Origin of the sequence: Planctobacterium marinum, from assembly GCF_020687805.1 — a bacterium.
Classification (GTDB): domain Bacteria; phylum Pseudomonadota; class Gammaproteobacteria; order Enterobacterales; family Alteromonadaceae; genus Planctobacterium; species Planctobacterium marinum.
In genome coordinates this window covers 746,517-760,049 of record NZ_JAJEWQ010000003.1, presented here as the reverse complement: position 1 = coordinate 760,049, position 13,533 = coordinate 746,517, and the positions used below count along the sequence as shown (strand labels likewise).

General features: G+C 46.7%; 11 protein-coding genes. 5 read left to right on the top strand and 6 right to left on the bottom strand.

What is annotated here, in order from left to right:
- Positions 1-4 precede the first annotated feature (4 nt).
- Together LJ740_RS13090 and xseA are read right to left on the bottom strand one after the other, a co-directional pair.
- Positions 5-877, bottom strand: a complete 873-nt coding sequence (locus LJ740_RS13090; protein ID WP_229529540.1) for a hypothetical protein — start codon at positions 875-877, stop codon at positions 5-7.
- A 27-nt stretch (positions 878-904) separates the two neighbouring features.
- Positions 905-2,227, bottom strand: coding sequence for an exodeoxyribonuclease VII large subunit (xseA, locus tag LJ740_RS13085; RefSeq protein ID WP_229529539.1), 1,323 nt, complete (start codon positions 2,225-2,227; stop codon positions 905-907).
- A 126-nt stretch (positions 2,228-2,353) separates the two neighbouring features.
- Between xseA and guaB the strand changes: the two genes are divergently transcribed.
- The gene (gene guaB / locus LJ740_RS13080; RefSeq protein ID WP_229529538.1) at positions 2,354-3,823 is read left to right on the top strand and encodes an IMP dehydrogenase; all 1,470 of its coding nucleotides are present in this window, start codon (positions 2,354-2,356) and stop codon (positions 3,821-3,823) included.
- A 106-nt stretch (positions 3,824-3,929) separates the two neighbouring features.
- The gene (guaA, locus tag LJ740_RS13075; protein WP_229529537.1) at positions 3,930-5,507 is read left to right on the top strand and encodes a glutamine-hydrolyzing GMP synthase; all 1,578 of its coding nucleotides are present in this window, start codon (positions 3,930-3,932) and stop codon (positions 5,505-5,507) included.
- A gap of 114 nt (positions 5,508-5,621) precedes the next feature.
- Here guaA and LJ740_RS13070 read toward each other — a convergent pair whose 3' ends face one another.
- Positions 5,622-5,843: a hypothetical protein gene (locus LJ740_RS13070; protein ID WP_229529536.1), complete on the bottom strand. Its 222-nt coding sequence runs from the start codon at positions 5,841-5,843 to the stop codon at positions 5,622-5,624.
- 178 nt (positions 5,844-6,021) lie between these two features.
- Between LJ740_RS13070 and tadA the strand changes: the two genes are divergently transcribed.
- Positions 6,022-6,534, top strand: a complete 513-nt coding sequence (gene tadA / locus LJ740_RS13065; RefSeq protein ID WP_229529535.1) for a tRNA adenosine(34) deaminase TadA — start codon at positions 6,022-6,024, stop codon at positions 6,532-6,534.
- Here the strand turns inward: tadA and LJ740_RS13060 are convergent.
- Both LJ740_RS13060 and mltF read right to left on the bottom strand, forming a co-directional pair.
- A complete protein-coding gene (locus LJ740_RS13060; protein ID WP_229529534.1) occupies positions 6,531-6,680 on the bottom strand; it encodes a hypothetical protein in 150 nt (49 codons plus the stop codon). The two genes, tadA and LJ740_RS13060, sit on opposite strands and share 4 nt — an antisense overlap.
- Before the next feature lie 224 nt (positions 6,681-6,904).
- Entirely contained in the window at positions 6,905-8,290 is a 1,386-nt protein-coding gene (gene mltF, locus LJ740_RS13055; protein ID WP_229529533.1) for a membrane-bound lytic murein transglycosylase MltF, read from the bottom strand.
- 197 nt (positions 8,291-8,487) lie between these two features.
- On the opposite strand from mltF, the gene purL reads away from it, so the two are divergent.
- Positions 8,488-12,375 carry a phosphoribosylformylglycinamidine synthase gene (gene purL, locus LJ740_RS13050; RefSeq protein WP_229529532.1) on the top strand — a complete coding sequence of 1,296 codons (3,888 nt, stop codon included), beginning with the start codon at positions 8,488-8,490 and terminating at the stop codon, positions 12,373-12,375.
- Positions 12,376-12,658: 283 nt separating this feature from the next.
- On the top strand, positions 12,659-12,826 hold the full coding sequence (locus LJ740_RS13045; protein WP_229529531.1) for a hypothetical protein: 168 nt from the start codon (positions 12,659-12,661) through the stop codon (positions 12,824-12,826).
- A 1-nt stretch (position 12,827) separates the two neighbouring features.
- Here the strand turns inward: LJ740_RS13045 and smrA are convergent, their stop codons facing one another.
- On the bottom strand, positions 12,828-13,409 hold the full coding sequence (gene smrA, locus LJ740_RS13040; protein ID WP_229529530.1) for a DNA endonuclease SmrA: 582 nt from the start codon (positions 13,407-13,409) through the stop codon (positions 12,828-12,830).
- Between the last annotated feature and the right edge of the window lie 124 nt (positions 13,410-13,533).

Genomic DNA, 13,533 nt, shown 5'->3' with positions numbered 1-13,533 from the left:
TTGATTAGTGCTTTACCACTAATTCCTGATACCACTGTTGATACTGCTGGTTGGAGGTAAACCAGCGGCTGACACTGTGTTGGTATTCCGGTTTGACGACGATATCACGCAGTGCACCATTAATGCTGGTCAGTGCGCGAAGCGCAAAATTATCATCTGCATGGGTTGCACAACCAACAGCACCTACCACAGGTTGATGTTGATTTTCTGCAATTAGTACTTGCTTCAGGTTCTGTTGTTCTGTGGTGTTAAAAAAATTGACGATAGCGGGATATTCAATCGTAAAGTCGGCCCGTTGTATTTGTAACAAGCGCAACACCGAAGTTGTGCTTTTTCCTTCATTGCGTAAGATGAGTTGCTCTGACTTATCGCTGAGTTGCGACAATACCTGATCCAGTAACGGACCAAATTGCCGGCCACCATGCCTGGCGAAGATTAACTCGTTGTCCGTGAGTAGTTGGGTCAGTGAGATAACAGCCTTGCCTGTGATTCCTGCTTTATTCTCAATTTGTGGTGCCAGCACTAATACATGCGGTGGGTAAACAACTGTACCATCTGAATAGGTGGCCCTGTCGGTGGCGTGAGCGCGTTTAATCATGCAGGGAAAGCAGGCGTGTTGCCCTTCGTCCAGATATTTGCCAATGCGTGTGTGAGGTAATATCAACTCTTCATGTTGGATGTTTGGCAATGCCTGTTGCAGTGCAGAAAGCGTCACATCGCATATGCCGGTGAGTTTGTGTTGACCCTGAGTGATAAAAAAGGGCGGGGCATCGTTAATTAACCAGGTGATTTTCTCTGGTGGGGGCAGCTCGGCACGCAGTGTCAAACACAGAAATGCCAATGTAGAGGTTAAAAATCGCCAGAGAAATCGCTTCACGAGTACCCTAATTGATTCTATGTCATATTATGAAACCTGACTATACACCTCTCCGTCAACTAATTTTGTACAAATATTGTCCCCTTTTTGTAATTGTCGGCTGCTTTTGACTATCGAATTATCTTTGTAAGTTATTGAATATCCGCGGGTTAATGTCGCCAGCGGGCTTACGGTATCCAGCAAATGACACTGATTGATAAATTGCTGTTGTTTAGACTGCAAAAGATGCTGAAATGCACTTTGCAAATGCTTCTTATCCCGGGCAAGTGAATGTTGTAATTGTGTGATATGTTGGTCCGGATTTTTTTTAACAATGCGGTGGTTCAGAGCGACGAGTTTGTCTCTGTGTCGTGACATACACTTTTCCGTAGCGCGCTGCAAAGCGGTTTGCAATCGGTCCAGACTCTGCCATTGCTCTCTTAATCTGGATTCCGGGTGTAACCGGTTCAGCTCATGGCGACGCTGTTGCAGTGCATGTCGTTTGGTGTGCAACAGATTCACAAAAGCTGCGCTAAGCTGCCGCCTGATATTCAACAGCTGATTTTGGGTTTCGGCATTAGAATAACTCAATAATTCTGCTGCTGCCGATGGCGTCGCAGCCCTGAGATCAGCGACAAAATCACAAATGGTAAAGTCAATTTCATGACCTACCGCACTGACCACCGGGATTGCGCTTTGGGTGATGTCACGGGCTAACTGTTCATCGTTGAAACACCACAAATCTTCCATTGAACCACCACCACGACCAATGACCAATGCATCAACGTACTGATGTGCGTTGGCCTGTTTTAATGCGTTGCGCAATGAGACGGCTGCACCGTCTCCCTGCACCAGCGCCGGATATACCGTTAATTCAATGCCGGGATTGCGCCGTTTGAACACCGTAATGATGTCTCTGATTGCTGCACCGGTGGGGGAGGTGATGATGCCGATGCGTTGTGGCCTGGGGGGCAGTGCCCTTTTTCTTTCCTGCGCGAACAAGCCTTCATCGGCCAGTCTGGTTTTCAGTTGTTCGAATTGTTGTTTTAAGTCGCCTTGTCCGTCTGGTTCAAGGTGAGAGGCGATGAGTTGATAATCACCACGGGCCTCATAAAGGCTGATATCGCCCCTGACCAGGACTTTATCCCCCTCTTTTGGTAACTGCCGTACTTTGCGGTTAGCACCCTTAAACATCGCTGCTTTAACCTGGGCTCTGGCGTCTTTTAAGGTAAAGTACCAATGGCCTGAACTTGCTGCGACAAAATTAGATATCTCTGCTGATATCCAGATGCTGCCAATTTCTGATTCTAAAATGTGTTTGGCAAACCGGTTGAGTTTGCTGACTGTAAAAATATCGCTACGACTTTGCATGTAATTGGCTCAGAATTTCAGGTTGGGGTAAAAATAAACTTTACTACAGATAGAGTTTTTAAGTTTACCTGATTAACTAAAGCAGCTACAATTGCGCCGCAACAAAATACTCATATAGGTAGTTACATGTTGCGCATCGCCAAAGAAGCTTTAACGTTTGATGACGTTTTATTGGTTCCCGGACATTCCTCCGTTTTACCTCATACTGCAAACCTACGCACCCGACTAACTCGTGAGGTGTTTCTCAATATACCGCTGGTGTCAGCTGCTATGGACACGGTTTCCGAAGCGCCATTAGCTATCGCTTTGGCACAGGAAGGCGGTATGGGTTTTATTCATAAGAACATGTCTGCTGAAGAGCAGGCAGACCACGTTCGCCGTGTTAAAAAATACGAAAGTGGCGTGGTTTCTGATCCGGTCACTATCGATCCTGACGCCACTATTGCCGATGTTAACGCACTGAGTGCTTTGCACGGCTTTTCCGGTTTTCCCGTTGTTGATAAAGACAACAATCTGGTGGGTATCGTTACCGGACGGGATTTGCGTTTTGAACAACACTTAGATCAACCTGTTTCCAGTGTTATGACGCCAAAGGAGCGCCTGGTAACTGTGACTGAAGGTGCCGATCCGGAACAGGTACTGGAATTGATGCATGAGCATCGCATTGAAAAGATTTTGGTAACTGATGATGATTTCAAGCTCAAAGGCTTGATCACCGTTAAGGATTTCAAAAAAGCCGAAAGTAAACCTAATGCTTGTAAAGACAAATTAGGTCGTCTTCGCGTTGGTGCTGCGGTTGGCGTAGGGCCAGGTACTGATGAGCGAATTTCGCTACTGGTGGATGCTGGTGTAGATGTTTTACTTATCGACACATCTCATGGGCACTCTGAAGGGGTATTGGAACGCGTCAGAACGGTTCGTGCTAAATATCCTGAGCTGCAAATTATTGCCGGTAATGTGGCGACTGGCGAAGGTGCCAAAGATCTGGCTGAAGCCGGTGTAGATGCGGTGAAAGTGGGCATCGGTCCGGGTTCTATCTGTACCACGCGTATTGTTACCGGTTGTGGTGTACCGCAAATTACCGCCGTGTCAGACGCCGTTGAGGCTTTAAAAGATCTGGATATTCCGGTTATTGCTGATGGTGGTATTCGTTACTCTGGTGATATCGCCAAGGCGTTAGTCGCTGGTGCCAGCTCGGTAATGGTAGGCAGTATGTTAGCCGGTACTGAAGAAGCGCCAGGCGAAGTAGAACTATACCAGGGACGCTACTATAAATCTTATCGCGGCATGGGCTCATTGGGTGCCATGAATCAGCGCAATGGTTCCTCAGATCGTTACTTCCAGGACAGCAAAAATGCTGAGAAGTTAGTACCTGAGGGCATTGAAGGACGTGTTGCTTATAAGGGACCGATTGCCAACATAGTACATCAACAAATGGGGGGCTTGCGCTCTGCTATGGGCCTGACAGGTTGCCAAACTATTGATGAAATGCGCACCAAGCCGATGTTTGTGAAAGTCACGTCTGCGGGCATGGGCGAGTCGCATGTTCACGATGTTACCATCACTAAGGAAGCTCCAAATTATCGTATGGGCTAAGCCCCAATAATAATGGAGTCAGAGTTTTATCATCACGTTAACTCTGGCTCCAATTAATACCTCTTTTTTCTCGTTTCACACTTAACTGAATTCGGAAGACTATCAAATGAACTTAGACATCCATCAACACAAAATCCTGATTCTGGACTTTGGATCTCAGTACACCCAATTGATCGCACGCAGAGTGCGTGAGATTGGTGTTTACTGTGAACTGTGGGCCTGGGATGTCGATGAACAAAGTATCAAAGAGTTTGCGCCTAACGGTATTATTTTGTCTGGCGGCCCAGAGTCAGTGCATGAAGCGGATTCTCCCAGAGCGCCACAGTGGGTTTATGAGGCTGGCGTACCTGTACTGGGTATTTGTTATGGTATGCAAACCATGGCTGAACAACTGGGCGGTAAGGTACAGGGCAGTACAGAGCGTGAATTCGGTTATGCCCAGGTTGAAGTGGTCAATCCGTCTCCGTTGTTAGAGAAAATCGAAGATCATCTCAACAGCGCAGGTAATCCACTACTAGATGTCTGGATGAGTCACGGTGACAAAGTGGTTGCTTTGCCGGAAGGCTTTGAATTGATGGCGCAAACAGATACCTGCCCGTTTGCCGGTATGTACCATGCTGAAAAACAATTTTACGGTGTACAGTTTCACCCGGAAGTAACCCACACCAAACAGGGAATGCGTATCTTGTCGCATTTTGTACAGGATGTTTGTCAGTGCGAAGCCTTGTGGACGCCGGCTTCCATCATTGAGGATGCCGTAGAGCGCATTAAACAACAGGTGGGTGATCAAGAAGTTGTGCTGGGTCTATCCGGTGGTGTTGATTCATCGGTGACTGCGATGCTGTTGCACCGCGCCATTGGCAGCAACCTGACCTGTGTCTTTGTGGATAATGGTTTACTGCGCCTGAACGAAGGTCAGCAGGTGATGGATATGTTTGGTGATCACTTTGGTCTGAATATTATCAAAGTGCAAGCCGAAGAACGTTTTCTCAATGCGTTACACGGTATTGAAGATCCGGAAGCCAAGCGCAAAACCATTGGTCATGTTTTTGTGGAAGTATTCGATGAAGAGTCTAAAAAGCTGAAGAATGCTAAATGGCTGGCGCAAGGCACTATTTACCCGGATGTTATCGAATCAGCAGGCTCCAAAACGGGTAAAGCTCATGTGATCAAGTCTCACCACAATGTCGGTGGTTTACCTGAAGATATGGAACTGGGACTGGTGGAACCATTGCGGGAATTGTTTAAAGACGAAGTACGCAAGATTGGCCTTGAGTTAGGTATACCTTACGACATGTTATATCGCCATCCGTTCCCTGGCCCGGGTCTGGGTGTACGTGTACTGGGCGAAATTAAGAAAGAATATTGCGATTTGCTGCGCAGAGCCGATGCGATTTTCATCGAAGAATTGCACGCTGCCGACCTGTATCACAAAGTGAGTCAGGCCTTTACTGTATTCCTGCCGGTACGCTCAGTTGGCGTAATGGGCGATGCCCGTAAATATGACTGGGTGGTATCACTGCGGGCGGTGGAAACCATAGACTTTATGACCGCTCACTGGGCGCACTTGCCTTATGATTTTTTGGGTAAGGTGTCTAATCGTATTATCAACGAAATCGATGGCATTTCACGCGTAGTTTACGACATCTCCGGAAAACCGCCGGCCACTATTGAGTGGGAATAAGCGTCGTTCATTAATGGTATAGCAGCCCTGCTAAGGTGCTGATCGGAAGTGGCCTTGTACCAGAGTTGGTACAGGGCCGTTTTTTTTACGGAACTGAGTAATTCCGGATAGCAATCAGCTCAGTGAATCAAATTCTTTTTTCAGTTGGTACTTTTCGTCAGTGACGATTTTTTCCAGAGTGGCCACACGCTCTTTGAGTTGCGAAATTTCTGCCTGCAGACGCTCGCTGTCTACGGAATTGAGTCTTGACTGACTGCGGTGCTTTAAAATCATGCCGACTAAGGCAATGGAACACCCAAAGATAATTGAGATAATCGCAACAGCGGTGACATTCATAATTATTTCCCCTTAAAATATGAATCGTGTGATAATTTCATGAATATTCGCAACCTGAAAGCAAATCTTCGGCCAAAATAAAAAGCCTATATAAAACAATGTTTTATCAGATTTGCAAGTATCCTGAATTTATTGAGTTTGGCTATATTCGCCAAAGTATGACCTGAATGACGAAAAAATGCTAAAGCAAATAAAAGATGATGACTATTACATGGCGCAGGCGCTGGCATTAACGCCTAACGCAGAAGCCGCCGGAGAGATCCCGGTGGCCGCTATTTTGGTTAAAGATGGCGAAGTGATCGCGCAAGGCTGGAACCAGAGTATTACGCTTAACGATCCTTCAGCCCATGCCGAGATGATGGCTTTGCGTCAGGCGGGTAGTGCACTTAACAATTACCGGATGCCGGGCACAACACTGTATGTCACACTGGAGCCCTGTCCGATGTGTGCGGGTGCACTGGTCCATTCACGTATCGAGCGGCTGGTATATGGTGCTTCTGATTATAAAACCGGTGCCTGTGGCAGCATTATGGATCTGGTGCGCAATGACAAGTTAAACCATCAGATAAGCGTGACATCGGGAGTGCTTGAGGCACAATGCAGTAGCGTGATTTCGGATTTTTTTAAGCGTCGAAGAGAAGAGAAAAAGGCATTAAAGCGGGCTGCTCAGGAAGCGGATAGAAATGCCTAGCCGGCAGTTGCCAGCTCCTGCATTTCTAACTGAGACTGAAAGTCTTGTCGGCGCATATTAACTTTGCGCTGTAGCTTTTTTAACAATTGTTTTCTGCGGGTTGCGCAGTTTATATTTCGTCTTTGGGTTACATTGTTTCTTTTCATATAAAACTCCTTGTTTTGTAAATAACCTCTTTGTTTTTATAGTGACTAACCAGAATGGCAATAAGTCACATTAACTATGACCTAATGTAGCGCACTTTTGTTTCATAACCGTTACATATAACGTTATATTTGAGACTTTTATTTCAAATTACAAGGGAAATTGTGAAGCTAAGCTGACATTATCGGTAACAAATTGTGATTTTCAGTCGTTGCTCCGGTCATTGTTATTCGCTGACTTCAGTGTTGGCCGGATCCGGGTGCTCATCGTAGTAGTATACTAAGCTGTCGTAATAACGACGAATATTGGTGACATAATTGAGGGCTTCATGGCCGCGAGCATATCCATAGCGCGTCGTTTTGTAATAGCGTTTTTGGCGCAACAAAGGCAGGTGCTTTTTCACATCCACCCACAAATCTGGGTTAGCTCCTTGTCTCTCAGTTAATACCCTGGCGTCTTCCAGGTGCCCTAAGCCGATATTGTAGGCCGCCAGGGCAAACCAGAGCCGGTCGGGATACTGGATGCGATCGGGGATCCGGCTCAGTAAGCTGTTAAAATACTGGCTGCCACCGCGAATGCTTTGTTCCGGATCAAGGCGGGAGGTAACTTTCCAGTCCCGGGCGGTGGGCAAGGTTAACATCATCATGCCCCGTACACCGGTAGGTGATTTGGCTCTTGGGTCCCAGTGACTTTCCTGATAACTCATTGCTGCCAGTAAACGCCAGTCAATGTCGCCCGCGTATTGCCGAAACCAGGCTTCATATTTGGGTAATACCTCTTTTGCCGCTTTGAGAAAGAGTGTGGTATCGACATAATTAAACTGGCGGACATGACCGAAGTATTTATCTTCTAACGCCGCCAGTTGCCCATTTTGTTTGATGTTACCGAAATACTCTATTAAAGCGCCATTGAGTGAGTCGTCAGTTTTAACTGATGTTACCCAGGCGATGGGGTGGGTTTCGGTCACTGAAAATCCGACACTGAGTTCCGGATGTTTTCTGCGCACTAACGAAAGCAGATTGGAGTCTACGATAGTGTAATCAATAACCCCATTTACCACATTTTCCAGTAGTTCCAGTTCGTCCTGTTCGTCGGTCAGTTCAAATTGCCACTGCGCAGCGAGCTGGTTTTCGTAGGCTTGTGTTACCTCGCTGATTACGTGGCTGTCGCTGGTATCGCTGGCAATAACCAGGGTGCCGGCTAAATCGTCAAAACTTCTGGGCCGAACATTACCCTGCAAAAAGACCAGCTTTTCACTAACGTTTTGGTAGGCCGGACCAAACTTAAAGTACGCTCTGTTGGCGTCTGTAACGGTCAGATTGGAGGCGATTAAATCAATATTGCCTTTGTCCAGCGCGCGCAATAGCGACGTGCTGGCGTAATAGGGAAAAACCTCCAATTTCACGCCGAGATAATCGGCAAAGCCTCTGGCCATTTCATATTCGTAACCAAGCGGTTCAACTGCGCCATTGAGATAGGTAGTGGGGCCATACTGCATGCCCACTTTTAACACGCCCTGCTGACTGACATGCAGTAAATTGGCGTCGGGTAATTGTTGTTGACAACCACCTGTCAGGCCGATGATTAGCGCAATCTGGAAAACTTTTTTCATTAAAACAAAAAAATACTAAAAATAAGTGAAAACTGTCCTGGTTTTTGGTCTGGCAACTTATAAAAAGTTTGCTTTTGCTCTATAATCCAGCCGCCATTAATACCTGATTCTGCATATTGCAGTTTGAGGTTATGTCCTTTTTATCAATTGATTTCCTTTAAATCAAAGGAAACTGTCATTCTGGGTAGTGATATCGCATGTTAATTTTGCATGGTGCCAGCGCACTTTCCGACTTCAAAGTTAAAAAACTCATTAATCAATTTCGCGAGCAAAATTTGCCGGTGGCTGACGTCAGTGCACAGTACGTGCATTTTGCCCATACCGCAAATCCACTAACTGACGCAGAAATGCAGGTGCTTGAGCAATTGCTTACTTATGGTATTCCCATGCAGAAGCAGTGTGCTGATGAGGTATCCGTATTGGTGACACCACGACTGGGTACGATTTCTCCCTGGTCTTCCAAAGCTACAAATATTCTGCACAACACCGGGCTTACACAAGTCAGAAGAGTGGAGCGTGGTGTTGCTTATTATCTTTCCTATTCAGAAGCCGTTAATGAAGAGCAACAGGCTGCGATAAACGCCTTACTGCATGATCGCATGACGGAAGTGACAATGAGCTCTCTGGCTCAGGCTGAAACTTTGTTTGCTGAAACCGCGCCTGTGTCTTTTTCTCAGGTGGACATCCTCACCGGTGGTAAGGCGGCGCTGAGTGACGCCAACCTGACCTTAGGTTTGGCGTTGGCAGAAGATGAGATTGATTATCTGGTGGCAAATTATCAGACCCTTGGGCGCAACCCCAATGATATCGAGCTGATGATGTTTGCTCAGGCGAACTCGGAACACTGTCGTCATAAAATTTTTAATGCTGACTGGACAATCGATGGTGTCGTGCAGGACAAATCATTATTTAAAATGATTAAGAACACCTACGAACAATGTTCAGACTATGTGTATTCGGCCTACAAAGATAACGCGGCTGTTATGGCTGGCTCCTATGCCGGACGTTTTTTCCCCGATGCTGAAAACTGTGAATATCGCTATCACATGGAAGATATTCACATTTTGATGAAAGTAGAAACCCATAATCACCCCACTGCAATATCGCCATTTCCGGGAGCGGCCACAGGGTCGGGCGGTGAAATTCGCGACGAAGGTGCCACTGGTATTGGCGCCAAACCCAAAGCGGGACTGGTGGGTTTTACGGTTTCCAATTTGAATATTCCGGCTTTGCCACAACCCTGGGAAATCGATTACGGAAAACCGGATCGTATTGTCACGGCCTTATCTATCATGTTAGAAGCCCCTCTTGGTGGTGCTGCTTTTAACAACGAATTTGGTCGACCTAATATTCTGGGTTATTTTCGTACCTATGAGAATCAGGTGAACAGCTTTAATGGCGAAGAAGTTCGCGGTTATCACAAGCCAATTATGATTGCTGGTGGCCTGGGCAATATCAGAGCTGAACACATTGAAAAGGGCGACATTACACCCGGCGCCAAGTTAATTGTGCTAGGTGGGCCAGCCATGAACATCGGCCTTGGCGGTGGTGCGGCCTCCTCTATGGCCTCCGGCCAATCTAATGAAGACCTCGATTTTGCTTCGGTACAACGCGATAACCCGGAAATGGAAAGACGTTGCCAGGAAGTGATCGACAGATGTTGGCAATTGGGCGAAGACAATCCCATTCTGTTTATCCACGATGTTGGCGCAGGGGGCTTATCGAACGCCTTCCCTGAACTGGTTAATGATGCCGGACGTGGTGGTGATTTTGAATTGCGCAATGTACCCAATGACGAGCCTGGTATATCACCACTGGAGATCTGGTGTAATGAATCGCAGGAGCGTTATGTACTGGCGGTGGCGCCTGAAAAACTGGAAATTTTTGAGCAGATTTGTGCGCGTGAACGCGCCCAATACGCTGTTGTGGGTGTGGCCACCGAAGAGCAGCACCTGAGAGTTACTGATGCTCATTTTGGTAATGAGCCAGTGGATTTACCTTTAGATGTACTGTTGGGCAAACCACCCAAGATGCACCGTGATGTGACTTCGTCTGAGGCTGAAGGCGATGATTTTAACGCTGCGGAATTGCCGTTATCTGAAGCTGCGGAGCGCATACTTAGCCTGCCCACCGTCGCCGAGAAAACCTTTCTGGTGACTATCGGTGACCGCACAGTGACCGGATTGGTGGCTCGTGATCAGATGGTGGGACCCTGGCAGATCCCGGTTGCAGATGTTGGCGTAACCTGCGCCGCATTTGATACTTACAATGGCGAAGCCATGTCTATGGGCGAGAGAACGCCAATCGCACTGCTGGACCATGCCGCCTCAGCAAGAATGGCCGTGGGTGAAGCCATAACCAACATTGCTGCTGCAAATATTGAATCCTTAAAGCGCATTAAATTATCGGCAAACTGGATGTCTGCTGCCGGGCATACTGGTGAAGATGCCGGGCTATACGAGGCAGTAAAAGCGGTAGGTGAAGAGTTATGTCCGGCTCTAGGGCTAACTATCCCGGTAGGCAAAGACTCCATGTCCATGAAAACGCAGTGGCAGGATGGCGATGAAGACAAGAGCGTAACCGCGCCATTATCACTCATTATTACTGCGTTTGCCAAAGTCGAAGATGTCAGAAAAACCTTAACACCACAGTTATCGACAACACTGCAAGACTCACGATTATTACTTATTGACTTAGGACGTGGTCAAAACCGCATGGGCGGCTCCTGTTTGGCTCAGGTATATCAGAAAGTGGGCAAATCGGTACCTGATGTGGATTCTGCAGAATCGCTTAAAGCTTATTTTGACGCGTTGCAAACCTTAAATACCAAAGGGTTACTACACGCGTACCATGATCGTTCCGACGGAGGATTGTTTACCACTTTAGTGGAAATGGCATTTGCAGCAAATTGCGGATTACAAATTTCTCTGGATTCACTCAGCGGTGATGCCAACAGTGCTTTGTTTAACGAAGAGCTGGGTGGCGTGATTCAGGTGGCAGGACATGACGTTGACCAGGTTATGGCAGTTCTTGCTGAAGCCGGACTAGGCGACATGGTGCACGAAGTGGCAACTGTAAACAACAGTCAGGATATTGTGATCAGTCAGAACGAGCAGGTTTTACTGCAAAACAGCTGTTCTTACTTCCGTATGTTGTGGGCACAGACCACTTACAACATGCAATTACTGCGCGACAACCCTGAATGCGCGCAACAGGAGCATGAACTCAAAGCCAACCCGGAAAACACCGGACTATTCGCTAAATTGAGCTTTGATCCTTCAGAAGATGTTGCTGCTCCCTACATTTCTACCGGAAAGGCGCCCAAAATGGCGATACTGCGGGAACAAGGCGTCAATTCTCATGTTGAGATGGCGGCGGCGTTTGACCGTGCCGGGTTTAACAGTGTCGATGTTCACATGAGCGACCTGATTGCCGGCCGTGTTTCGCTGTCGGCATTTAACGGCCTGGTGGCTTGCGGTGGATTTTCCTACGGAGATGTACTGGGTGCCGGTGAAGGCTGGGCAAAAACTATCCTGTTTAATGAGCAGGTAAGAGAGCAGTTTCAGACCTTCTTTGAGCGACCCGACAGTTTTTCCTTAGGTGTGTGTAACGGCTGCCAGATGCTTTCCAATTTGAAATCGCTGATCCCCGGCGCAGAACATTGGCCGCACTTTGTGCAAAACTACTCAGAGCGTTTTGAAGCCAGATTCTCTATGGTAGAAGTGCAAAAGAGCCCATCTATATTTTTTGAAGGTATGGCCGGTTCTGTAATTCCGATTGCTGTTTCTCACGGTGAAGGGCGGGCTGTGTTTGCAAATAATGATGTGCAAACCGCAGCACAGAATTTGGTCAGCCTTAAATATGTGGATTATGCCGGTAAGGTCACACAGCAGTATCCGATGAACCCGAATGGTTCCCCGGATGGTATTACCGGACTCACCACCCAGGACGGCCGCGCAACCATTATGATGCCGCATCCGGAAAGGGTATTCCGCACAGTGGCAAATTCATGGCATCCACAAGACTGGCAAGAGGACGGCGCCTGGATGCGTATGTTCCGCAATGCCAGAAAGTCTTTAGGCTGACATTAATGTGGCGAGAGGAAATTTACCCTCTCGTCCACTTTCGGTGATTTTTGACTAAAAAAATCGAATTATTAGTAAAAAATCACCAATTTTGTAGGGTTTCCTGGTTGTTTGTGAAATCTATATTGTTTATGATTGCTCAAATAGTAATCTATGAGTATGTCTTATCATACGCTACAGGAACGTAGAAATATCACCTGACGGATAGGATTACCTGAAGGATAAAATGCGATGGTCATTTTCGGATAAACCTCAACAACAAAAACAAAAATAAGAGTAGGTTATGAATCGTTCCAGCAAAGGTTTCGGACTCACCGGTGTGTTGTTAACTGTGATAGTGCTCATTGTAAGCGCTATCATCAGCACGTCTGTTTCTTCCAAAGACACGCCATCCCTTAAACCTGTAGAGCATAAAACAGCGAAGTCAAATAACACAAAAACAAAAATTTAAACTACCTGAGTTTGTGACGTTCTCTGTTGTCGGCTTTTTGTTGCTTGTTTTTCTTCAACAACACGTAGGTGCTCTTTAGTCCGCCATGTTGTAGTTGACTGGAATGAAAGGCGAGCACTTCCGGGATTTGCTGTAGCCAAACGTTGAGATAACTTTTGAGGTAACCGGGAAAGGGTTTACGATTTTCGTTAAGGCCGTGCCGCATGAGCACGCATCTTAATCCACGTAAATGACTCTGAGTAATGAATTCAAACACCTCTTTATGTGCTACGTCCAGGGTCATAGATTGCATATTTAAGGTACTTTCTATCGCGTATTTCCCCAGCCTGAGGTTTTTATAAACCAAATCCTGAACGCCTTCCAGTTTAAACTGAATCGGATCATTTAGGGCTATTGGGTCGATGTCTGCGAGGGTAAGGTAGTTGTTACTGCGCCGTTGTTCGCTTTTGATGGCATCTCTGCGTAATCGTCTGGCCAGCTCATTGCCGTCCTGCCTTTTCAGAAATACCTTATCGTCTGATTTTAGCTGTTTCACATCAGCGACCTCAGCTAAAAATGCACTGAAATCCTCTTCAACAGTCATAACTCAACCTGTTTACTAACTACATTTTCTATTTATATTGGTATTAATTGGGGTCATTCAAGGTGTTGCGTTACTTGCTTTTATTGTTACCTGGCACGGAGACAATATGGAAATATTGAAAGGT

Excerpts from the sequence above, each read along its gene's own strand:
- purL (WP_229529532.1), top strand. The coding sequence starts at position 8,488 with ATGTTAATTTTGCATGGTGCCAGCGCACTTTCCGACTTCAAAGTTAAA.
- tadA (WP_229529535.1), top strand. The coding sequence starts at position 6,022 with ATGCTAAAGCAAATAAAAGATGATGACTATTACATGGCGCAGGCGCTG.
- LJ740_RS13070 (WP_229529536.1), bottom strand. The coding sequence starts at position 5,843 with ATGAATGTCACCGCTGTTGCGATTATCTCAATTATCTTTGGGTGTTCC.
- LJ740_RS13045 (WP_229529531.1), top strand. The coding sequence starts at position 12,659 with ATGAATCGTTCCAGCAAAGGTTTCGGACTCACCGGTGTGTTGTTAACT.
- guaB (WP_229529538.1), top strand. The coding sequence starts at position 2,354 with ATGTTGCGCATCGCCAAAGAAGCTTTAACGTTTGATGACGTTTTATTG.
- LJ740_RS13060 (WP_229529534.1), bottom strand. The coding sequence starts at position 6,680 with ATGAAAAGAAACAATGTAACCCAAAGACGAAATATAAACTGCGCAACC.
- smrA (WP_229529530.1), bottom strand. The coding sequence starts at position 13,409 with ATGACTGTTGAAGAGGATTTCAGTGCATTTTTAGCTGAGGTCGCTGAT.
- guaA (WP_229529537.1), top strand. The coding sequence starts at position 3,930 with ATGAACTTAGACATCCATCAACACAAAATCCTGATTCTGGACTTTGGA.
- mltF (WP_229529533.1), bottom strand. The coding sequence starts at position 8,290 with ATGAAAAAAGTTTTCCAGATTGCGCTAATCATCGGCCTGACAGGTGGT.
- xseA (WP_229529539.1), bottom strand. The coding sequence starts at position 2,227 with ATGCAAAGTCGTAGCGATATTTTTACAGTCAGCAAACTCAACCGGTTT.